The sequence below is a fragment of the Pseudomonas sp. TWI929 genome (genome assembly GCF_039673335.1).
Classification (GTDB): Bacteria; Pseudomonadota; Gammaproteobacteria; order Pseudomonadales; family Pseudomonadaceae; genus Aquipseudomonas.
The window spans coordinates 39,108-61,211 of sequence record NZ_JBDJLK010000007.1; the positions used below are offsets into that span (position 1 = coordinate 39,108).

19 protein-coding genes and 1 pseudogene are annotated in these 22,104 nt (G+C 64.0%); 13 read left to right on the forward strand and 7 right to left on the reverse strand.

Annotated elements, in window-relative coordinates; translation table 11 throughout:
- Nucleotides 1–1,530, reverse strand: a complete 1,530-nt coding sequence (gene ftsY, locus ABE456_RS05530; protein ID WP_346643055.1) for a signal recognition particle-docking protein FtsY — start codon at nt 1,528–1,530, stop codon at nt 1–3.
- Between the two features lie 231 nt (nt 1,531–1,761).
- Between ftsY and ABE456_RS05535 the strand changes: the two genes are divergently transcribed.
- From ABE456_RS05535 to ABE456_RS05555, 5 genes and pseudogenes are all read left to right on the forward strand, one after another.
- A complete protein-coding gene (locus tag ABE456_RS05535) occupies nt 1,762–3,117 on the forward strand; it encodes a pitrilysin family protein (protein ID WP_346643056.1) in 1,356 nt (451 codons plus the stop codon).
- The gene (locus ABE456_RS05540; RefSeq protein ID WP_346643057.1) at nt 3,110–4,600 is read left to right on the forward strand and encodes a pitrilysin family protein; all 1,491 of its coding nucleotides are present in this window, start codon (nt 3,110–3,112) and stop codon (nt 4,598–4,600) included. The genes ABE456_RS05535 and ABE456_RS05540 overlap by 8 nt, the downstream gene beginning before the upstream one ends.
- The gene (gene rsmD / locus ABE456_RS05545; protein ID WP_346643058.1) at nt 4,600–5,202 is read left to right on the forward strand and encodes a 16S rRNA (guanine(966)-N(2))-methyltransferase RsmD; all 603 of its coding nucleotides are present in this window, start codon (nt 4,600–4,602) and stop codon (nt 5,200–5,202) included. The genes ABE456_RS05540 and rsmD overlap by 1 nt, the downstream gene beginning before the upstream one ends.
- Before the next feature lie 93 nt (nt 5,203–5,295).
- A pseudogene (locus tag ABE456_RS05550) lies at nt 5,296–5,730 on the forward strand (insulinase family protein); the annotation flags it as partial.
- 144 nt (nt 5,731–5,874) lie between these two features.
- On the forward strand, nt 5,875–6,867 hold the full coding sequence (locus ABE456_RS05555) for a hydrolase (RefSeq protein ID WP_346643059.1): 993 nt from the start codon (nt 5,875–5,877) through the stop codon (nt 6,865–6,867).
- A 134-nt stretch (nt 6,868–7,001) separates the two neighbouring features.
- On the opposite strand, the gene ABE456_RS05560 is transcribed toward ABE456_RS05555, so the two are convergent.
- Both ABE456_RS05560 and ABE456_RS05565 read right to left on the reverse strand, forming a co-directional pair.
- A complete protein-coding gene (locus ABE456_RS05560; RefSeq protein WP_346643060.1) occupies nt 7,002–7,856 on the reverse strand; it encodes a sulfurtransferase in 855 nt (284 codons plus the stop codon).
- Between the two features lie 35 nt (nt 7,857–7,891).
- The gene (locus ABE456_RS05565; protein ID WP_346643061.1) at nt 7,892–8,557 is read right to left on the reverse strand and encodes a TetR/AcrR family transcriptional regulator; all 666 of its coding nucleotides are present in this window, start codon (nt 8,555–8,557) and stop codon (nt 7,892–7,894) included.
- Nucleotides 8,558–8,708: 151 nt separating this feature from the next.
- On the opposite strand from ABE456_RS05565, the gene ABE456_RS05570 reads away from it, so the two are divergent.
- The 5 genes from ABE456_RS05570 (at nt 8,709) to ABE456_RS05590 (ending at nt 13,205) form a co-directional block, all read left to right on the forward strand.
- On the forward strand, nt 8,709–10,139 hold the full coding sequence (locus tag ABE456_RS05570; protein WP_346643062.1) for a coniferyl aldehyde dehydrogenase: 1,431 nt from the start codon (nt 8,709–8,711) through the stop codon (nt 10,137–10,139).
- A 10-nt stretch (nt 10,140–10,149) separates the two neighbouring features.
- Nucleotides 10,150–10,635, forward strand: coding sequence for a twin-arginine translocation pathway signal protein (locus ABE456_RS05575; protein WP_346643063.1), 486 nt, complete (start codon nt 10,150–10,152; stop codon nt 10,633–10,635).
- 20 nt (nt 10,636–10,655) lie between these two features.
- Nucleotides 10,656–12,254, forward strand: coding sequence for a GMC family oxidoreductase (locus ABE456_RS05580; RefSeq protein WP_346643064.1), 1,599 nt, complete (start codon nt 10,656–10,658; stop codon nt 12,252–12,254).
- 112 nt (nt 12,255–12,366) lie between these two features.
- Nucleotides 12,367–12,846: a pantetheine-phosphate adenylyltransferase gene (gene coaD / locus ABE456_RS05585; protein ID WP_014861498.1), complete on the forward strand. Its 480-nt coding sequence runs from the start codon at nt 12,367–12,369 to the stop codon at nt 12,844–12,846.
- Between the two features lie 107 nt (nt 12,847–12,953).
- On the forward strand, nt 12,954–13,205 hold the full coding sequence (locus tag ABE456_RS05590; protein ID WP_085621653.1) for a YfhL family 4Fe-4S dicluster ferredoxin: 252 nt from the start codon (nt 12,954–12,956) through the stop codon (nt 13,203–13,205).
- Nucleotides 13,206–13,299: 94 nt separating this feature from the next.
- On the opposite strand, the gene mutM is transcribed toward ABE456_RS05590, so the two are convergent.
- Nucleotides 13,300–14,112: a bifunctional DNA-formamidopyrimidine glycosylase/DNA-(apurinic or apyrimidinic site) lyase gene (gene mutM / locus ABE456_RS05595; RefSeq protein ID WP_346643065.1), complete on the reverse strand. Its 813-nt coding sequence runs from the start codon at nt 14,110–14,112 to the stop codon at nt 13,300–13,302.
- Nucleotides 14,113–14,115: 3 nt separating this feature from the next.
- Complete coding sequence (locus ABE456_RS05600; protein WP_346643113.1) at nt 14,116–14,934, reverse strand: HDOD domain-containing protein; 819 nt, start codon at nt 14,932–14,934, stop codon at nt 14,116–14,118.
- A gap of 258 nt (nt 14,935–15,192) precedes the next feature.
- Here ABE456_RS05600 and ABE456_RS05605 point away from each other — a divergent pair, with 258 nt between their 5' ends.
- Both ABE456_RS05605 and ilvD read left to right on the forward strand, forming a co-directional pair.
- Nucleotides 15,193–16,389, forward strand: a complete 1,197-nt coding sequence (locus tag ABE456_RS05605) for a class I SAM-dependent rRNA methyltransferase (protein WP_346643066.1) — start codon at nt 15,193–15,195, stop codon at nt 16,387–16,389.
- A gap of 271 nt (nt 16,390–16,660) precedes the next feature.
- Nucleotides 16,661–18,502 (forward strand): dihydroxy-acid dehydratase, encoded by a 1,842-nt coding sequence (gene ilvD, locus ABE456_RS05610; protein WP_346643067.1) that lies wholly within the window; start codon nt 16,661–16,663, stop codon nt 18,500–18,502.
- A 174-nt stretch (nt 18,503–18,676) separates the two neighbouring features.
- On the opposite strand, the gene ABE456_RS05615 is transcribed toward ilvD, so the two are convergent.
- Nucleotides 18,677–19,732: a haloacid dehalogenase-like hydrolase gene (locus tag ABE456_RS05615; RefSeq protein WP_346643068.1), complete on the reverse strand. Its 1,056-nt coding sequence runs from the start codon at nt 19,730–19,732 to the stop codon at nt 18,677–18,679.
- 244 nt (nt 19,733–19,976) lie between these two features.
- Here ABE456_RS05615 and ABE456_RS05620 point away from each other — a divergent pair, with 244 nt between their 5' ends.
- A complete protein-coding gene (locus ABE456_RS05620; RefSeq protein WP_346643069.1) occupies nt 19,977–21,368 on the forward strand; it encodes an L-cystine transporter in 1,392 nt (463 codons plus the stop codon).
- Between the two features lie 204 nt (nt 21,369–21,572).
- Here ABE456_RS05620 and ABE456_RS05625 read toward each other — a convergent pair whose 3' ends face one another.
- The gene (locus tag ABE456_RS05625) at nt 21,573–22,088 is read right to left on the reverse strand and encodes a dihydrofolate reductase (RefSeq protein ID WP_346643070.1); all 516 of its coding nucleotides are present in this window, start codon (nt 22,086–22,088) and stop codon (nt 21,573–21,575) included.
- Between the last annotated feature and the right edge of the window lie 16 nt (nt 22,089–22,104).

Below are 22,104 nucleotides of genomic sequence, written 5' to 3' on the forward strand. Positions count from 1 at the left end.
TCAGTCTCGCTCGGCGAACAGAGCCTTGACGAACGGCTCGGCTTCGAAAGTGCGCAGGTCGTCGATGCCTTCACCAACACCGATGAAGCGGATCGGGATGTTGAACTGCTTGGCCAGGGCGAAGATCACCCCGCCCTTGGCGGTGCCGTCCAGCTTGGTCAGGGCCAGGCCGGTCAGTTCGACGCTCTGGTTGAAGTACTTGGCCTGGCTGATGGCGTTCTGGCCAGTGCCGGCATCGAGCACCAGCAGCACCTCGTGCGGCGCCTCGGCGTCGAGCTTGCCGATGACCCGGCGGACCTTCTTCAGCTCTTCCATCAGGTTGTCTTTGGTGTGCAGGCGGCCGGCGGTGTCGGCAATCAGCACATCGGCGCCACGGGCCTTGGCAGCCTGCACCGCATCGAAGATCACCGAGGCGGAGTCGGCGCCAGTGTGCTGGGCGATAACCGGGATCTGGTTGCGCTCGCCCCACACCTGCAGCTGCTCGACAGCCGCAGCACGGAAGGTATCACCGGCAGCCAGCATTACCTTCTTGCCTTCCAGTTGCAGCTTCTTGGCCAGCTTGCCGATGGTGGTGGTCTTGCCAGCGCCGTTCACGCCAACCACGAGGATCACATAGGGTTTGTTCTGCGCCTGCACCTTCAGCGGCTGCTCGACCGGGCGCAGCAGCGCGGCCAGTTCTTCCTGCAGCGACTTGTACAGTGCATCGGCGTCTGCCAGCTGCTTGCGGGCGACCTTCTGGGTAAGGTTCTGAACGATGGCCGAAGTGGCCTCCACGCCGACGTCGGCGGTCAGCAGGCGCGTTTCGATTTCGTCGAGCAGGTCGTCATCGATGACCTTCTTGCCGAGGAACAGGCTGGCCATACCTTCGCCAATGCTGGCACTGGTCTTCGACAGGCCCTGTTTAAGGCGGGCGAAAAAGCCGAGCTTGGCCTGCTCGGCCTGCGCGGGCGCTGCTGCAGGAGCAGGCTCGACCGGCGCAGCGACCGGTGCTGGGCGTTCCGGGATGGCAGGCGGTGCTTTCGGCTCCAGGTCCGGCACCAGGGCCACGGGCTCTTCGGCAACCGGCAGTACCAGGTTGCTGACCGGCGCGGCCGCTTCGGCGACCGGGGCGGCCTCGACACGGGCAACCTCGACCGGTGCTGCCTGCAAAGGTGCGGAGGCGACTGGCTGCGGCGCTGGTGCCACCAGCGGCTGGGAAGCCACCGGCTCGGGCTGAGGGGCCTGCAACGGCTGGGAAGCCACCGGCTCGGGCATTGGAGCCTCAACTACCGGGGATGGAGCTGGCTCGGCAACCTGCTGCGGCTCAATCTGCGGTGGGACCGCAGGGGCCTGAATGGGCTCGGGGGCTTGCGGCGCTTCAGCAGTGGGTGCCTCGACCGGAGCAGTTACAGGTTGCTCGACGGCGGGGGCTTCAGTCGCGGGCTCGCCCGCGCCCACAGGTTGCTGCGGCTTCTTGCGAAACCAGCTGAACAGGCCTTTCTTTTCGCCAGCCTCGGCCGGCGCTTTTTTGTCGTCGTTGGAACCAAACATGGAAGACGGCTATCTCAGGGTAGCGATGGGCCAGCAATGGCCCATCGGGAATTCTCTCTACGCAGAACAGACTATCTTGAAGCCGGCTGGTTCATGCGCAACGTTTTGTCTTAGTGTCCTGTGGGCCAGAACGGCGACAGGCATGGTCGCCAGGCAACCGGATCAGTATCCTAGCACCTCCTGGCCCGCCGACGCTAAACCCAGCGGGCCGCCGAACAGGTTAAACACCTTATGAATGCTCTAGCCCGCCGCGCCGCTGGCCTGTTGCTCGGCACGCTCTGCCTGCCGCTCGCGGCCTTCGCCGCCGATGTGCAACCCACCCACGAATTCATCCTCGACAATGGCCTGAAGGTCGTCGTGCGCGAAGACCACCGCGCGCCGGTGGTGGTCTCGCAGATCTGGTACAAGGTCGGTTCCAGCTACGAAACCCCGGGCCAGACCGGCTTGTCGCACGCGCTGGAGCACATGATGTTCAAGGGCAGCGCCAAGCTCGGCCCCGGCGAGGCCTCGCGCGTGCTGCGTGACCTGGGCGCCGAAGAAAACGCCTTCACCAGCGACGACTACACCGCCTATTACCAGGTGCTGGCCCGCGACCGCCTGCCAGTAGCCCTGGAGCTGGAGGCCGACCGCCTGGCCAGCCTGCGCCTGCCAGCCGACGAGTTCAGCAAGGAAATCGAGGTAATCAAGGAAGAACGCCGCCTGCGCACCGACGATCAGCCCAACTCCAAGGCATTCGAGCTGTTCCGTGCCATGGCCTACCCGGCCAGCGGCTACCACACCCCGACCATCGGCTGGATGGCCGACCTCGAACGCATGAAAGTCGAGGAGCTGCGCCACTGGTACGAATCCTGGTACGCCCCGAACAATGCCACCCTGGTGGTGGTCGGTGACGTCACCGCCGACGAGGTAAAAGGCCTGGCGCAGAAATACTTCGGCAGCATCCCCAAGCGCGCCGTGCCGCCAGCCAAGCTGCCACTGGAACTGGCCGAGCCTGGCCAGCGCCAGCTGACGCTGCACGTACGCACCCAGCTGCCCAGCCTGATCTACGGTTTCAACGTACCTGGCCTGCCAACCGCCAAGGACCCGCGCACCGTGCAGGCCCTGCGTCTGATCTCGGCGCTGCTCGATGGCGGCTACAGCGCCCGCATGCCAGCACGCCTGGAGCGTGGCCAGGAGCTGGTGGCCGGTGCTTCGTCCAGCTACAACGCCTTCACCCGTGGCGACAGCCTGTTCCTGATCTCGGCCACGCCGAACGTGCAGAAGCAGAAAACCCTCGCCGATGTCGAAAAGGGCGTGTGGCAGTTGCTTGACGAACTCAAGACCACCCCGCCCAGCGCCGAAGAGCTGGAACGCGTACGCGCCCAGGTCATCGCCGGCCTGGTCTACGACCGCGACTCCATCAGCAGCCAGGCCACCACCATCGGCCAGCTGGAAACCGTCGGCCTTTCCTGGAAGCTGATCGACAGCGAGCTGGACGAGCTCAAGCGTGTAACCCCGCAGGACATCCAGAACGCCGCGCGCACCTACTTCACCCGCGAACGCCTGAGCGTTGCCCATGTACTGCCTGAGGAGTCCGCTCATGAGTGATCGTCGCGCACCACGCCCAACCCTGCTGGCCACGGGCATCCGCGCCCTGGCGCTGGCGGCAGTGCTGGCCGCCCCGGCCATGGCCGACAACGCCGTCAAGGCCGACAACAGCGCAGCCCGCCCGGCCAACACCTTGCAGTCGCTGGCCGAGCTGGATGGCAAGGCGCCCAGCCGGCGCCAACTGAACATCCAGAACTGGACCACTGCCGAGGGTGCCCGGGTGCTGTTCGTCGAAGCCCGTGAATTGCCAATGTTCGACCTGCGCGTCACCTTCGCCGCCGGCAGCAGCCAGGATGGCAGCACACCTGGGGTGGCTGCCCTGACCAACGCCATGCTCAACGAGGGCGTGGCCGGCAAGGACGTGACCGCCATCGCCGAAGGCTTCGAAGGCCTCGGCGCAGACTTTGGCAACGGCTCCTACCGCGACATGGCCGTGGCCTCGCTACGCAGCCTCAGCGCCAAGGACAAACGCGAGCCAGCGCTCAAGCTGTTCACCGAGGTAGCCGGCAAGCCGAGCTTCCCCGAGGATGCCCTCAAACGCATCAAGAACCAGATGCTGGCCGGCTTCGAATACGACAAGCAGAACCCCGGCAAGATCGCCGGCAAGGCGCTGTTCGGCAAGCTCTACGGCGACCACCCCTACGCCCACCCGAGCGACGGCACCGCCGAAAGCATCAACGGCATCACCCTGGCCCAGCTGCGCGCCTTCCACGCCAAGGCCTACACTGGCGGCAACGCGGTCATCGCCCTGGTCGGCGACCTCAGCCGCGCCGAGGCCGAGGCCATTGCCGCCCAGGTGTCCGCCGGCCTGCCCAAGGGCCCAGCACTGGCCGCACCGGCGCAACCCGCTGATGCCAAGGCAGGTTTGACCCACATCGACTTCCCGTCCAAGCAGACCCACTTGATGCTGGCCGAGCTCGGCATCGACCGCCAGGACCCGGACTGGCCAGCGCTGTCGCTGGGCAACCAGATCCTCGGCGGCGGTGCCTTCGGTACCCGGCTGATGAGTGAAGTGCGCGAGAAGCGCGGGCTGACCTACGGCGTGTACTCGGTGTTCAGCCCGATGCAAGTCCGCGGCCCGTTCATGATCAACCTGCAAACCCGTGCCGAGCTCAGCGAAGGCACGCTCAAGCTGGTGCAGGGCATACTTGCCGACTACCTCAAGGCCGGCCCCACCCAGCAGGAGCTGGACGACGCCAAGCGCGAGCTGGCCGGCAGCTTCCCGCTGTCCAATGCCAGCAACGCCAGCATCGTCGGCCAACTGGGCGCCATTGGCTTCTACAACCTGCCGCTGACCTGGCTGGAAGACTTCATGCAGCAGTCCCAGGCCCTCACCGTCGAGCAGGTCAAGGCGGCCATGAACAAACACCTGTCAGCCGATAAACTGGTGATCGTCACCGTTGGCCCGAAAGTGCCACAAAAACCGCTGCCAGCACCCACTGACAAGCCCTCCGAGCAACCGCTCGGGGTACCGGAGCACTAATGCCAAGATCCACCCCTCCCGCCCGCCCGCAAGCGGGCCAAAGCAAGGGCCAGGGCCACCTGCGCATCATCGCCGGCGAATGGCGCAGCCGCCGCTTGGCGGTGCCGGAAGGCGAAGGCCTGCGGCCAACGCCTGACCGCGTGCGTGAAACCGTGTTCAATTGGCTGGCGCCCTATATCGAGGGCGCCCGCGTGCTGGACGCCTTCACCGGCAGCGGCGCACTGGTGCTCGAGGCCCTGTCCCGCGGGGCCGAGGACGCCGTGGCGCTGGACAGCAACCCGGCGGCCATCGCCAACCTGAAGAACAACCTGGAGATCCTGCGCTGCCCGCGCGGGCAGATCCTGCAAACCGACGCACTGCGCTACCTGCAGAACCCGGCCAAGCAGCAGTTCGACGTGGTGTTCCTCGACCCGCCATTCCACCAGGACCTACTGGCCAATACCTGCAACCTGCTGGAGCAGAACCAGTGGCTGAGCGAACAGGCCTGGGTCTACACCGAAAGCGAGGCCGCACCATCGACCTTGCAATTGCCAGGCAACTGGCGCCTGCACCGCGAGAAGAAGACCGGCCAGGTGCACTACGCGCTCTGGCAGCGGGGCTGACCACATAACCCCGGGCTGGCGTACTTGGTTACCGCCAGCCCGCCTGCAGCATGGCTAAAGCTGCTCCTTCGTTTATGCAGGAGCACTTCAACCATGACCCAACGCCCCTCCCCGCCCATACCCGCAAGCGCTGTAAGTGCTTTCTCCCTCGCCAACGGCCTGCGCGTCTACCTGCGCGAAGACCACCGCGCGCCACTGGTCAGCGTGCAACTGTGGTACCACGTCGGCTCCAGCTACGAACCTGAAGGCCACACCGGCCTCTCCCATGCCCTGGAACATCTGCTTTTCGAAGGCAGCAGCAAGCTGGATGCGGGCCAACATTCAGCCCTCATGACCCGCGTGGGCGGCGACCCGAATGCATTCACCTACACGGACGCCACGGTCTTTCCGTTGACGCTGCCCGCCAAGCGCCTGGAAATTGCCCTGGAGGCCATGGCCGACGTCATGGCCAGCGCCACCCTCAGCGATACGCCATTTGCCCGTGAGCTGGCAGTGGTCATGGCCGAACGACGCGAGGATGTCGACAGCGCCGGCTCGACCTGAGCCACAAGGTACTGGCCAGTGGCGGCCCACAGGACGACCAGCAACCGCTGCCAGCCACCGACCAATAGCGCAGGTACAGTGGCGCTGTTTCATGGCACTCTAGGCAGGCACATCACGAGTCGCCCCAGCATGCCCAGCACCAGCGCCCCTTTCCGCCCGGCCATCGGCCTGTCCAACCCCCACCTGCAAACCTTGTGGGGGCCGCTGTGGCGCAAGCTGCCTGCACTGCAACGCAACCGCGAGCGGCTGTGGCTGGCCGACGGTGACTTCATCGACCTGGACTGGCATGGTCCACACCAGCCGCATGCCCCGTTGGTACTGGTGCTGCATGGGCTGACCGGCTCGTCCCATTCACCCTACGTGAAAGGCTTGCAGCAAACGCTGCAAGCGCGCGGCTGGGCCAGCGTGGCAGCGAACTGGCGCGGCTGCTCGGGCGAACCCAACCTGTTGCCACGCAGCTACCATTCCGGCGCCAGCGAAGACCTGGCCGAAATCATCAGCCACCTGCGCGCCCAGCGCCCGTTGGCGCCGCTGTATGCGGTGGGGTACTCGCTGGGGGGCAATGTACTGCTCAAGTACCTGGGCGAGAGTGGCGTCGCCAGCCAGTTGCAAGCTGCGGTTGCGGTGTCGGTGCCGTTTCGCCTGGACCACTGCGCCGACCGCATCGGCCAGGGCTTTTCGAAGGTGTACCAGGCGCATTTCATGCGCGAGATGCTGGCGTATGTGCAACTCAAGCAGCGGCACTTCCACGACAACGGCCAGCATGAATGCCTGGCGACGCTGCAGCGCTTGGGGCCACTGACAAAGCTGCGCACGTTCTGGGAGTTCGACGGCAAGGTTACCGCACCTTTGAACGGCTTTCGCGATGCGCACGACTATTATCGCCGCTCATCGAGCCATTTCTTTCTTGGCCAAAACCGCACGCCGACGCTGATCATTCACTCCAGCGATGACCCGTTCGTCTCCGGCCATAGCCTGCCTACTGCCCGCGAACTGGCGCCGCTGACTCGCTTCGAACTGCACCGCCGTGGCGGCCATGTGGGCTTTGTCGATGGCAGTCTGCGCAACCCGGGGTATTACCTGGAGCGGCGGATTCCGCAGTGGTTGGTGGAAGGTAGCTAGTCTCAAGTGTCCTCAGCCTGCGCGATCCCTGTGGGTTACCCGCGAACACCGGCGAAGCCGGTGCCATCCTCCACGCAGGATTCTTCGCGGGTGAACCCGCTCCCACAGAGTCCCTGCTAAAACCACCGATATTGTTACTCGCCCGTGGCCACGCCATGCTCCGGGTTGTTGATCCATTCGCTCCACGACCCGGCATACAGCTTGCCCAACGGGTAGCCCGCCAGTGCCAGAGCAAACAGGTTATGGCACGCCGTCACCCCCGACCCGCAATACGCCACCAGTTGCTCCGGCGCCCGCCCGGCCAGTTTTTCGGCAAAGCGATGCTTGAGCTGATCCGCCGGCAAAAAGCGCCCGTCAGCACCCAGGTTGTCGGTAAACGCCGCGCACTGGGCCCCGGGAATATGCCCCGCCACCGGGTCGATCGGCTCCACTTCGCCACGAAAACGCGGCAAGGCACGCGCATCGATCAAGGTCAGGTCAGTACTACCCAGGCGCTTGCCCAGGTGCTCGGCATCAATCAGTAGCTTGGCGTCCGGCTCACCGCTGAAGGTGCCTTCACGTTTGGCCGGCGGGTCCAGGCTCAGCGGCAGGTGCGCCGCATGCCAGGCCTTCAGGCCGCCATCGAGAATCGCCACACCACTGCGCTTGCCCAGCCAGGCCAGCAGCCACCAGGCACGGGCGGCAAAGGCGCCGGGGCCGTCGTCGTACAGCACCACCTCGCTATCATTGTCCAGGCCCCACTCACGCAGGCGCTCGACCAGCCGCCGTGCATCGGGCAGTGGGTGGCGCCCGGTGCGTCCCTTGCTCACCGGCCCGCTGAGGTCGCGCTCCAGGTCGGCAAAATGCGCCCCGGCAATATGCCCCTGGGCATAGCTGCGTTGGCCATAGTCCACATCCTCGAGGGCAAAGCGGCAGTCGAGGATCACCAAACCGGGCGAGTCCAGACGCTCGGCCAACTGCTGCGGGGTGATCAATTGCGCAAGGGGCATGACAATCTCCTGATCGATGGCACTAGAACCCTGGGCTACTGCTCCAGGGCCTGATTGAACGGTACATGGAATTCCTGGCACAGGGCGTCCACGGCATGGCGGGCGTTGTCGGTGACGAAGCCGAGCTCCAGCACCAGTACCTGGTAGACGCCGCGCTTGAAGGCTTCTTCACCCAGGTGCGCGGAATGTTCACGCGTGGTGCTGAGAAAACGTACCCAGGACGTCAGCACGATCCAGGCATTGATGGTCAGCGATTCGATCTGCGCCGGCGCCATGGTCAGGATGCCTGCCTCGACGAACCCGCGGTAGATCGCCTGACCCTGGCGCAGGCAGCGCTCTGAAAAGCGCCGGTAACGGGCAGCCAGCTCCGGGTCGCTGTCCAACAGGTGTTCCAGGTCGCGGTGCAGGAAGCGATAGTTCCACATCGCCGCCAGCAGGGCCTTGAGGTAGAAACGCTTGTCCTCAACGGTCGCCGTGCGGCCCTGCGGCGGGCGCAGGAAGCTGTCCACCAGCTCTTCGTACTGGCTGAACAACAGGGCGATGATCGCCTGCTTGTTGGGGAAGTGGTAATACAGGTTGCCGGGCGAGATTTCCATGTGCGCGGCAATGTGGTTGGTACTGACGCTGCGTTCGCCCTGCTGGTTGAACAGCTCCAGGCTGCTCTGCACGATGCGCTCTCGGGTCTTCATGCGCGGGGCCATGCTCAGCTCCCAGTCTGCGGGCTTTCGATAAAGGGCCATCTTACGGCGATTCACCCTACTGATGCACCGTTCTCTGCTGCGAAAATAGTCGCACCATGGTACGAATTAGAGTATAGGCTCTAGAGACTTCAAGCCCAGCCGGGAGACCGCCGTGACCTCGCCCATCGCCTTGCCTCCTGTGCACTCCGCCATCGATCTTGAAGCCACGTTCGCCGCCCAGCGCCTGGCCTTTGCCGGCAACCCCATGCCGCCTGCGGCACAGCGCCGGCAATGGCTGAAAAGCCTGCGTGAGGCGCTGCTTGCAGACCAGCAGCAGTTGATCGAGGCCATCGATGCCGACTTCGAGGGGCGCAGCGCCGATGAAACCCTACTGGCCGAACTACTGCCATCGGTACAAGGCATCCGCCATGCCGAACGCCACTTGCAGCGCTGGATGCGCCCGGCCAGGCGCGCGGTGGGCCTGGCATTCCAGCCGGCCAGCGCGCGGGTGCTGTACCAGCCATTGGGCGTGGTGGGCATCATCGTGCCGTGGAACTACCCGCTGTTCCTCGCCATCGGCCCGCTGACCTGTGCCCTGGCCGCCGGCAACCGGGTCATGCTCAAGCTCAGCGAGGCAACACCGGCCAGTGGCCTGGCCCTGAAGGCACTGCTGCAACGGGTGTTCCCCGAGGACCTGGTCAGCGTGGTTCTTGGCGAGGTCGAGGTTGGCCAGGCATTCGCCCACCTGCCCTTCGATCACCTGCTGTTCACCGGCGCCACCAGCATCGGCCGCCAGGTCATGCTGGCTGCCGCGCAAAACCTGACGCCGGTCACCCTGGAGCTGGGCGGCAAGTCCCCGGCTGTCGTATCGTCCAACGTGCCGCTGGAGGCTGCCGCCGAGCGCATTGCCTTCGGCAAGACCCTCAACGCCGGCCAGACCTGCGTCGCCCCCGACTATGTGCTGGTGCCGCGTGAGCGCCTGAACGACTTCGCCGATGCCTACCGCAACGTCGTGCGGCGCATGTACCCACGCATCGCCGACAATCCCGACTACAGCGCCATCATCAACCCTCGGCAGCTCAAGCGCCTGGAGCACTTGCTGGATGACGCCCGCGCCAAGGGCGCGCAGGTGATTGATCTGTACCCCGACGAAGCGCGCCAAGGCCGGCGCCTGCCACCGCAGTTGCTGACGAAAGTGAACGACAGCATGCAGGTGATGCAGGATGAAATCTTCGGCCCGCTGCTGCCGCTGGTGCCTTACGACAGCCTCGATGACGCGCTGGCCTACATCAACCAGCGGCCGCGGCCTTTGGCGCTGTACTACTTCGGCTACGACCGCAGCGAGCAGCAACATGTGCTGAAGTACAGCCATTCCGGCGGCGTATGCCTGAACGACACCTTGCTGCACGTGGCCCAGGATGACCTGCCATTCGGTGGCATCGGGCCTTCCGGCATGGGGCACTACCACGGCCATGAGGGCTTCCTGACCTTCAGCAAAGCCAAGGCGGTGCTGGCCAAACAGCGCTTCAATGCCGCCCGGCTGATTTATCCGCCTTATGGCAAAGCCTTGCAGCGCCTGGTCTACAAGCTGTTCATCCGCTGAGGGCCAGGCCATGCACCGCCGTGACCTGCTGCGTTTCAGCCTTGGTGCCAGCGCCTTCCTGGCCGGCGCCAGCCTGGTCGGCTGTAGCGCGCAAACCGCTGCTGCCGGCTATCAGGTGCTGCGCGACGACGACCTTCCGCTGCTGCGTGCGCTGATCCCGGTAGTACTGGCCGGCACGCAGGCCACCGAGACGCTGGTGCTGCACAGCCTCGACCACAAGCTGGCGGCACTGTCGCCGCAAATGCTCAAGCTGACCCGGCAATTGTTCGACGTGCTCAGCCTGCCGCTCACCCGTGGCCCGCTGACGGGCATCTGGGCCGCCTGGGGGCAAGCCAGCCCCACACAGCTCACGGCCTTCCTGCAGCGCTGGCAGGACAGCTCACTGAACCTGCTGCGCATGGGTCACGCCTCGTTGCTGCAATTGCTGCAGATGGCCTGGTACGAACGCCCCGAGTCCTGGGCCGCCTGCGGCTACCCAGGGCCACCGAAAATCTGAAAACAACAAGAGCATTGCCAATGCCTGTACCCGACCCGTTTCGCCAAGGCCTCGAACGCGGCTGGCTCACCCACGACGCTTCACGCCTGGAGCACGACCTTGTCTTGGAAGCTGACGTTGCCGTGATCGGCAGTGGTGCCGGCGGTGCTACCAGCGCACAGATGCTCAGCGCCGCTGGCTTCAAGGTACTGCTGATCGAAGAAGGCCCGCTGAAGACCAGCAGCGACTTCCACCTGCTGGAAAACGAAGCCTACGCCAGCCTGTACCAGGAAGGCCTGGGCCGTATGAGCAAGGATGGCGCCATCACCATTCTGCAGGGCCGCGCCGTAGGTGGCACCACGCTGGTCAACTGGACCTCGAGCTTTCGCACCCCGCCGCAGACACTGGCGCACTGGGCCTCGGCCCACGGCGTGAGCGGCCTGAGCGAGGTTGAGCTGCGCCCCTGGTTCGAACGCATGGAGCAGGACCTGGGTATCACCCCCTGGGCCCTGCCACCGAATGCCAACAACGACGTATTGCGCCGTGGCTGCGAACAGCTGGGTTACCGCTGGGCGGTGATCCCGCGCAACGTGCGCGGCTGCTGGAACCTGGGCTACTGCGGCATGGGCTGCCCGGTGAATGCCAAGCAATCGATGCTGGTAACCCGTATACCCGCCACCCTCGAGCAAGGTGGCGAACTGCTGTACCTGGCCCGGGCCGAGCGTTTCCAGCACAACGGCGAGCGCATCCAGGGCCTGACATGCCAAGCCCTGGATGCCCAAGGCATACACCCCACGGGCAGGCAGGTCAGCGTGCTCGCACGCCATTACCTGCTTGCCGGCGGCGGTATCAACAGCCCGGCCCTGCTGCTGCGTTCTGACGCGCCCGACCCACATGGCCGCCTGGGCAAACGCACCTTCCTGCACCTGGTGAACTTCAGCTCTGCGCGCTTCAAGGACCGTATCGACCCCTACTACGGCGCCCCCCAGTCCATCTACAGCGACCACTTCCAATGGCAAGATGGCAGCGACGGCGCGGTGGGCTACAAACTGGAAGTACCGCCGCTGCACCCCGCCCTGGCCAGTACCCTGCTGGGCGGCCACGGCCACGACAATGCCCAGCGCATGGCCGAACTGCCGCATACCCATGTGATGCTGGCGCTGCTGCGCGATGGTTTTCACCCCGAAAGCCAGGGTGGGGCCGTGGAACTGCGCGGCGATGGCTCGCCGGTGCTCGATTACCCGCTTACCGATTACCTGCGCGACGGCTTGCGTCGCGCCTACCGCAGCATGGCGCAGATCCAGTTCGCCGCTGGCGCCAGCCAGGTAACCCCTGTGCACAGCGATGCCAGCGCCGCATCCAGCCTGGAGCAGGCCCTGGCCATGATCGACAACTTGCGCCTGGAACCCTTCCGCACACGCCTGGGCAGCGCCCACGTGATGGGTGGCTGCGCCATGGGCGAAGACCCGCGCCAGGCGGTGTGCGACAGCCTGGGCCGCCATCATCAGCTGGAAAACCTGTCGATTCACGACGGCTCGCTGTTCCCCACCAGCATCGGTGCCAACCCACAACTGTCGGTGTATGCCATCAGCGCCAGGCTCAGCGAGGCGCTGGTCGCCCGCCTGGCACACAGTGCATGACAACGAATACGGCCCCTGTCTATAGTGCCATCAGCCGGCCGCATGACTTGGCCGGGGCGCCGTCGCTGCGCTACCATCCGACTCCCCAACGCACTCCAGCCAGGATGACGCGATGAACCGAGTGTTGTACCCGGGTACTTTCGACCCCATTACCAAAGGCCATGGCGACCTGGTCGAGCGCGCTTCGCGGCTGTTCGACCACGTGATCATCGCGGTGGCGGCCAGCCCCAAGAAAAACCCTCTGTTCCCACTGGAGCAACGGGTCGAGCTCGCCCGTGAGGTCACCAAGCACCTGCCCAATGTCGAAGTCATCGGCTTCTCTTCCCTGTTGGCGCATTTCGCCAAGGAACAGGGCGCCAACGTCTTCCTGCGTGGCCTGCGTGCGGTTTCCGACTTCGAGTACGAGTTCCAGCTGGCGAACATGAACCGACAACTGGCCCCCGATGTCGAGAGCCTGTTCCTCACGCCTTCGGAGCGTTATTCGTTCATTTCCTCGACCCTGGTCCGGGAAATTGCCGCACTGGGCGGTGATATCAGCAAGTTCGTCCACCCGGTGGTGGCCGAGGCGCTGACCGAACGGTTCAAGAAGTAAGCCATACGCCTGATTGTCGCGCCCGCGTGCACTGCGGGCGCGAATGCGGCACAATTGTGCCCATTGCGTTGAACATGCCCGGGCGGTGAGCCCCGGCCGGAGTCCCCATGTCCCTGATCATCACCGACGATTGCATCAACTGCGACGTCTGCGAACCCGAGTGCCCGAACGAGGCTATCTCCCAAGGCGAAGAGATCTACGTGATCGACCCTAACCTGTGCACCCAGTGCGTGGGCCATTACGACGAGCCGCAGTGCCAGCAGGTCTGCCCGGTCGACTGCATCCCGCTGGATGAAGCACACCCGGAAACCGAAGAACAGCTGATGGAAAAGTACCGCCGTATTACCGGCAAGGCCTGAGAACGCTCAAGCCTGCCTCTGCGCGGCCTTTGTGGGAGCGGCCTTGCGGCCCAGCGCGACGCAAGGCCGCTCCCACAGGGGACAGCGAAACACCTCAGCGCTGGCAACGCGGGCAGAACACGCTCGCCCGTTGCCCCAGCTTCACCTCGCGCAATTCCGTGCCACACACCTTGCACGGCTGCCCGCCCCGCCCGTAGACGAACAACTCCTGCTGGAAATACCCCGGCTGCCCATCACCCCCGATAAAGTCGCGCAGGGTAGTGCCGCCCTGCTCGATCGCCGCCGCCAGCACCCGCTTGATCTCGATCGCCAGCTTCAAATAACGCGCCCGAGAAATGCCTCCCGCCTCGCGGCGTGGGTCGATGCCCGCGGCAAACAGCGCCTCGGTGGCGTAGATGTTGCCCACTCCCACCACCACCGCGTTGTCCATGATGAACGGTTTGACCGCCATCGACCGCCCGCGGGACAGCTGGAACAGCCGCTCACCGTCGAACAGGTCGGTCAGCGGCTCCGGCCCCAACCGCAGCAGCAGCTCGTGGTTCAGCGGGTCCAGGCTCCACAGCATGGCGCCAAACCGGCGCGGGTCGGTGTAGCGCAGCATCAGCCCCGACTCCAGCTCGATATCGACATGCTCATGCTTGGCCGCCGGCAAGCCCAGTTCGACCAGGCGCAGGTTGCCCGACATGCCCAGGTGGCTGATCAGGGTACCGACCTCGGCATTGATCAACAGGTACTTGGCGCGCCGCTCGACGCTGACGATGCGCTGCCCCGACAGGCGCACATCGAGGTCTTCGGGGATCGGCCAGCGCAGGCGCCGGTCGCGCACCACCACCCGACTGACGCGCTGGCCCACCAAGTGCGGCGCGATACCGCGCCGGGTGGTTTCTACTTCTGGCAATTCCGGCATCTGTCAGTGCCCGCCCAGCTCGCGAATGTTCTGTTTGAGGTTTTCGAAATCGTATTCCGACAAGCCAATGTAATCGAGCACCAGCGGGCCGACCACATGCCACTCGTGGTCCACTGCCTGGTTGCCCAGCACGCGGTAGGAGGCGCAGATGTGCTCGGCCATCTTCAACACCGCCAACAGGTTTTTCAGCTGGCTCTGGGTGTTACGGCAGCTCTCGTCGCGGAACACCGCCAGGGCATTGTGGTGGTTGGCGATGGCCGCGCTGAGGTGCTCGGGCAGGCGCCAGGACTTGGCGGTGAAATAGCCGACCACCGAATGGTTGGTGTTGAACGCACGGTTTTCCGTATCGACTACCCGCGTGTCCCCGTCGGCTTTGGCATAGGCCTCTTCCAGCACATCCATGTAGTTGGGGAAGCGCTTGAGCATCAGCGGCACGCCACAGTCATGGAACAGGCCGAGGGTATAGGCCTCGTCCGCCGCCTGGATGCCGGTGCGCTTGGCCAGGGTCAGGCAGGTCATCGCCACGTCCTGGGCGGTGTCCCAGAAGCGGTTGAGGGTGACGATGGTCTCGTCGCTCATCTCGCCCTTGATCGACTGAGCGTTGATCAGGTTGATGATCGAACGGCTGCCCAGCAGGTTCACCGCGCGCTGGATCGAGCCAATCTTGTTGGAAAGGCCGAACTGCGGCGAATTGACCAGCTTGAGCAAGGCACCGGAGAGGCCCGGGTCCTGCGAAATCAGCTTGGCGATGGTTTCCAGGTCCGGGTCAGGCATGTACTGCTCGAACTGCAGGTCGACCATGATCTGCGGTTGAGGTGGGATGGTGATGCCTTGCAAGGCTTGCTGGATCTGTTCGGCGCTGAGTTCTTGGGACATTCGTGCACACTCGTTTAGGACCGGCGATTTTAACCCTCTAACGCGCAGTGAGACCAAACACAGAATCGTTGCGGGAGGTATTTACCTTGATCGGCACAGACCTGGCCCCTGTGAGCGGCCTTGGCGCCTGGCAACTGGTCGAGCCCGGCACCGAAAACAAAGCAGACACGCTATAATCCCGCTCTTTTTTCCCGGAGCGACGTCATGTCCCTGCCCAGCCTTCGCCTCAAAGCCAATGCCGACCGCCGCCTGCGCGCCGGCCACCTGTGGGTCTACAGCAACGAAGTCGATGTCAGCGCGACCCCACTGCAAGGCTTTCAGGCCGGTCAGCAGGCCATTCTCGAGGCCGCCAATGGCAAGCCGCTGGGCATCGTCGCACTGAGCCCGAACAACCTGATCTGCGCCCGCCTGCTGTCGCGTGACATCAAGCTGCCGCTGGACAAGTCGCTGCTGGTGCACCGCCTGAACGTCGCCCTGTCGCTGCGCGAGCGCCTGTTCGACCAGCCATGCTACCGCCTGGTCTACGGCGACTCCGACCTGCTGCCAGGCCTTGTGGTCGACCGTTTCTTCGACATCCTCGTGGTGCAACTGGCCTCGGCCACCATGGAAGCGCACAAGGACGACGTGATCGCCGCCCTGATCCAGGTGCTCAAGCCAAGCGGCATCCTGTTCAAGAACGACTCCGCCGCGCGTGACGCCGAAGGCCTGCAGCGCTATGTCGAGACCGTCTACGGCGAAGTGCCGGACTGGGTGCCGCTGGAAGAGAACGGCGTCAGGTTCGAGGCCCCGGTCCGCGAAGGCCAGAAAACCGGCTGGTTCTACGACCACCGCATGAACCGTGCACGCCTGGCCCCTTACGTGAAGGGCAAGCGCGTACTCGACCTGTTCAGCTACATCGGTGGCTGGGGCGTGCAGGCCGGTGCCTTCGGCGCCAGCGAAGTATTCTGCGTCGATGCCTCGGGCTTTGCCCTGGATGGCGTGGAGCGTAACGCTGCACTGAACGGCATCAGCGAGAAGCTGACCTGCATCGAAGGCGACGTGTTCGAAGCCCTGCGCGAGCTGAAAGCCGCCGAAGAGCGCTTCGACGTGATCATTGCCGACCCACCCGCCTTCATCAAGCGCAAGAAGGACCTGAAAAACGGTGAAGCGGCCTACCGCCGCCTGAACGAACAGGCCATGCGCATGCTGAGCAAGGACGGCATCCTGGTCAGCGCCTCGTGCTCGATGCACCTGCCCGAGGACGACCTGCACAACATCCTGCTGACCAGCGCCCGCCACCTGGACCGCAACCTGCAGCTGCTCGAGCGCGGCGGCCAGGGCCCAGACCACCCGGTCCACCCGGCCATCGCCGAAACCCGCTACATCAAGAGCATCACCTGCCGCTTGCTGCCAAACAGCTGATATCTGCCAAAAAGGGCCGCCCAGCGGCCCTTTCCTGCTGCAATCTCCCCGCCAACCATCCACATCTGCATTCCCTCGCCGCGCCAGCGGTGTAGAATCGGCCTATTCATCGCCAGTCATCCCCGGCGGGTTTATGAGCTCTGGCCAAGCACGCGGCGATCCCGCGCGGTCTTCGGCCCCATCCGTGCCAGTGGCAACCGGCCTGCGGTACAAAGGACAAGAGAAGCTCACTCCCCTTTTTGTGACCTGATTAAGCCGCCAGGAGTGTTTCATGCCTGATTATCGTTCCAAGACTTCCACCCAAGGCCGCAACATGGCCGGCGCCCGTGCCCTGTGGCGCGCTACCGGGATGAAGGACGAAGACTTCAAGAAACCGATCATCGCCATCGCCAACTCGTTCACCCAGTTCGTCCCGGGCCACGTGCACCTGAAGGACCTGGGCCAGCTGGTCGCCCGCGAAATCGAACGCGCCGGTGGCGTGGCCAAGGAATTCAACACCATCGCGGTCGATGACGGCATCGCCATGGGCCACGACGGCATGCTGTACTCGCTGCCAAGCCGCGAGATCATTGCCGACGCCGTGGAATACATGGTCAACGCCCACTGCGCCGACGCCATCGTGTGCATCTCCAACTGCGACAAGATCACCCCCGGCATGCTGATGGCCGCCCTGCGCCTGAACATCCCGGTGATCTTCGTTTCCGGCGGCCCGATGGAAGCCGGCAAGACCAAGCTGGCCAGCCACGGCCTGGACCTGGTCGACGCCATGGTCATCGCTGCCGACTCCACCGCTTCCGACGAAAAAGTCGCCGAATACGAGCGCAGCGCCTGCCCGACCTGCGGTTCGTGCTCCGGCATGTTCACCGCCAACTCGATGAACTGCCTGACCGAAGCCCTGGGCCTGGCCCTGCCGGGCAATGGTTCGACCCTGGCCACCCACGCCGACCGCGAGCAGCTGTTCCTCACCGCCGGCCGTACCATTGTCGAGCTGTGCAAGCGCTACTACGGCGAGAACGACGAATCGGTACTGCCACGCAGCATCGCCAACTTCAAGGCGTTCGAAAACGCCATGATGCTCGACATCGCCATGGGCGGCTCGACCAACACCATCCTGCACCTGCTGGCTGCAGCCCAGGAAGGTGAAGTCGAGTTCGACCTGCGCGACATCGACCGCCTGTCGCGTAAAGTGCCGCAGCTGTGCAAAGTGGCGCCGAACATCCAGAAGTACCACATGGAAGACGTGCACCGCGCTGGCGGCATCTTCAGCATCCTCGGTTCGCTGGCCCGTGGCGGCCTGTTGCACACCGACCTGCCGACCGTGCACAGCCGCAGCATGGAAGAAGCCATCGCCAAGTGGGACATCACCCAGACCGATGACGAAGCCGTGCACACCTTCTTCAAGGCAGGCCCTGCCGGCATCCCGACCCAGACCGCGTTCAGCCAGTCGACCCGTTGGGAAACCCTGGATGACGACCGCGAGAACGGCTGCATCCGCAGCTTCGAGCACGCCTACTCGCAAGAAGGCGGCCTGGCCGTGCTGTACGGCAACATCGCGCTGGATGGCTGCGTGGTGAAAACCGCTGGCGTCGATGAGTCGATCCATGTATTCGAAGGCACCGCCAAGATCTTCGAGAGCCAGGACAGCGCCGTGCGCGGCATCCTCGCCGACGAAGTGAAGGCCGGCGACATCGTGATCATCCGTTACGAAGGCCCGAAAGGCGGCCCGGGCATGCAGGAAATGCTCTACCCGACCTCGTACCTGAAGTCCAAAGGCCTGGGCAAGGCTTGCGCCCTGCTCACCGACGGCCGATTCTCGGGCGGTACCTCGGGCCTGTCGATCGGCCACGCCTCGCCGGAAGCCGCTGCCGGCGGTGCCATCGGCCTGGTGCGCGACGGCGACAAGGTGCTGATCGACATCCCGAACCGTTCGATCAACCTGCTGGTCAGCGACGAAGAGCTGGCCCAGCGCCGCGTCGAACAGGACAAGAAGGGCTGGAAGCCGGCTGAAGTACGCCCACGCAAGGTGACCACCGCGCTGAAGGCCTACGCCCTGCTGGCGACCAGTGCCGACAAGGGCGCTGTGCGTAACAAGGCGATGCTGGAAGGGCTGTGAGGCTCTGACAGTGTGAAAAAAGAACCGGCGCCTTGAGCGCCGGTTTTTTTATGCCTGTCAGGGCCCTTTCGCAGGTAAACCCGCTCCCACAGGTACGACGTCTGCCTCAAAGGCTGTGGGGTCCTTGTGGGAGCGGGTTTACCCGCGAAGAGGCCGGTACAGGCAACACACCAACTACTGGATCTGCTCCGGCGTCACGATCACCCAGTTCTTGTCCGCCGTCACCGGCAGCCCTTCCCTGGCCTGCGCCGCCGCATTTTTGGCAATCATCCCGTTCAACTGGTCCATGTACTTGGCCTTGCGGTTTATCCACAGGTGGATGCCGCCCTTGCCCACATCCACCCCATGGAACTGCATGTAGCCATCACTGGTCGGCGTATCGCCGCCCACCAGCACCGGTTTCTTCCATTCATCGATATAAGTCAGGATCGCCGCCTGCTTGCCTGCCATCCAGGTGGCCGGGGTCCACAGGTACGGAGTCAGCTCCAGGCCCTCGTTGGCCTTGGCATCATATTGCCCGGCGCTGATCTGCTTGCGCGCGGTGGTCAGCTGGCCGCTGGCACGGTCCTTGAGCAGCAGGCTCACACCAATCACGTTCTGCGGTTTCACGTTGTAGCCATACTTGGGGTCTGACGCGACCATGCGCACCAGTTCCTCGGAAGCCGCCGAAATCACATAGACCTCGATCCCGTTCTCCATCAGCTTGTTGTACAGCTCGGCCTGGCCCTGGAACACCTTGGGCGGCTGGACCTCGATGGCCTTCACCTGGTCACCTTCGTAATAGGTGCTGGGGATCGGCTTGGTCGAGGCCATCAGTTCGTCCACCTGCACCTTCAGCTCCTTGAGGGTAAAGCCAGAGAACACCTGGGCTACCCACGGGTAGCAGACCATGTCGTCGATTTCACACAACCGGTAGTAATAGCTGAACAGGCTTTCCTTGTGCTCGGCGGTGTCCTTGAACGGTATCAGCTTCAACGATGGGTCGAGCTTGTCGCGGCTCAACAGCCCCTTGTTTTCCATGAACGGCAACAAGGCTTCTTCGAGGTCGTAGCGATAGCTGGTGTTGTCCATGTCGAACACCGCGTAATTACCCTTGTTGGCATTGGCGGCAATCATGCTGTCGAGCTGTTTGGCCGCCTCGGCAGGCCAGTGCTTGAGCTCGGTGGCGAAGGTTTCGATACTGAACAGCAGGGACAGGCCGATGGCGACAGCTTTCGGAGCGAACTTCATGTACGAATCTCCTGAAATGACCCAGAAACGCTAGTGCAAGAATCCCCTTGGGCAACCCCCGATAACGACCTCCATGCAGCCGCAAACGCCGCGTTCATTGCAATTTGCGACACGCTGTTATTCCATAAACGACTATACAAATTCCATTTGGGTATAAATTCGTTTGTTTTCAGCCTGTTAGCATTTCCGTTCGCAATCGCTCACAGAGGCGATGCCACTTCTGCTTTTTTCTGCTGGAGCTTCAATGAACCTGCCGCTGTCACTAAACCTGCTGGCGTTCCTGGCCCTGTTGCTGGGCCTGGCACAAACCCGCCGCACTGACTGGAGCCTGGCCAAGAAGGTACTGCTTGGCCTGGTGCTGGGCGTGGTCTTCGGGCTGGTCCTGCACACTATTTATGGCGCTGGCCACCCGGTGCTCAAGGCCACCATCACCTGGCTCGACCTGGTTGGCAACGGCTACGTCGGCCTGTTGCAGATGATCGTCATGCCGCTGATCTTCGCCTCGATCCTCAGTGCCGTGGCGCGCCTGCACAATGCCTCGTCGCTGGGCCGCATCAGCGTGCTTAGCATTGGCACCCTGCTGCTGACCACCGCCATTGCCGCGCTGATCGGCATCGTGTTGACCAACCTGTTCGGCCTCAGCGCCGAGGGCCTGGTGGCCGGTGCCCAGGAGAGCGCGCGCATGCAGGTTATCCACAGCGACTATGCAGGCAAGGTCGCCGACCTGAATATCCCGCAGCTGCTGCTGTCGTTCATCCCCAGCAACCCGGTGGGTGACCTGGCGCGGGCCAAGCCGACCTCGATCATCAGCGTGGTGATCTTTGCCGTGTTCATCGGCCTGGCTGCGCTGCAGCTGATCAAGGACGATGCCGAGAAAGGCGAGCGCGCGCTGTCGGCCATCGACACCCTGCAGGCCTGGGTAATGCGCCTGGTGCGGGTGGTGATGAAGCTGACCCCGTATGGCGTGCTGGCGCTTATGACCAAGGTCGTCGCCAGCTCGAACATGGAAGACATCCTCAAGCTGGGCAGCTTCGTGGTGGTGTCGTACCTGGGCCTGGCGCTGATGTTCGTGGTGCACGGCATCATCCTCGCCGCCACGGGCGTGAGCCCACTGCGCTTCTTCCGCAAGGTGTGGCCAGTGCTGACCTTTGCCTTTACCAGCCGTTCAAGCGCCGCCAGCATTCCGCTGAACATCGAAGCACAAACTCGCCGCCTGGGTGTGCCGCAGTCGATCGCCAGCTTCAGCGCATCGTTCGGCACCACCATTGGCCAGAACGGCTGCGCCGGGCTCTATCCCGCCATGTTGGCGGTGATGGTGGCGCCAGCAGTGGGCATCGATACCTTCGACCCGCTGTGGATCGCCACCCTGGTGGCCATCGTCACCCTGAGTTCGGCAGGGGTTGCTGGCGTCGGCGGTGGCGCTACCTTCGCCGCGCTGATCGTGCTGCCGGCCATGGGCTTGCCGGTGGAGCTGGTAGCGCTGCTGATCTCGGTGGAACCGCTGATCGACATGGGCCGTACGGCGCTGAACGTGAACGGCTCGATGACTGCGGGCGTGGTGACCAGCCAGCTGCTGAAAGAGACCGACAAGGAAGTGCTGGCTGGCGATGAACATGCCGAGCTGAGCCATACCTGACAAATCGCCGGGCCCTGTGGGAGCAACTGTCTTGCTCAATTTCTAGAAGCTGGCGCGATCCCTGTGGGAGCGGGCTTGCCCGCGAACACGGGCGAAGCCCGTGCCATCCACTGCGGTGTCTTCTTCGCGGGTGAACCCGCTCCCACAAGGTACTCGGTACGCCATCTGACATAGGCGAAGGGCTGCAAAGCAGCCCCGTCCATCTCAAACCTTGGCCCAAACTTCGAAGTGATACGCCGGTTTACCTTCCTCAGCCTGTGCCTCACTCGACATCAACTTCCATTGCCCCTGCTCAAACTCCGGGAACCACGCATCCCCCTCCGGCGCCAATTCCACCCGCGTCAGGTACATACGGCTGACCAGCCCCTTCTCCAGCGCCTGCCTATACAGCTGCGCCCCGCCAATCAGCATCAGCTCATCGGACCCTTGCTCCCGCGCCCACTGCTCGGCGCGCACCAACGCTTCTTCCAGTGAGCCGAACACCTCGGCCCCTTCCAGTTGCAGCCCAACCTGGCGGCTGACCACGATATTCAACCGCCCAGGCAGCGGCCGCCCCAGCGAATCCCAGGTCTTGCGCCCCATGATGATCGGTTTGCCCAGGGTGGTGGCCTTGAAGTACTTGAAGTCCCCCGGCAGATGCCAGGGCATGGAGTTGTCGATGCCGATCACGCGGTTCTCGGCGTGAGCCGCGATCAGGCTGAGGGGGAGTGATGTATTCATGCCAGCGAGGATAGCA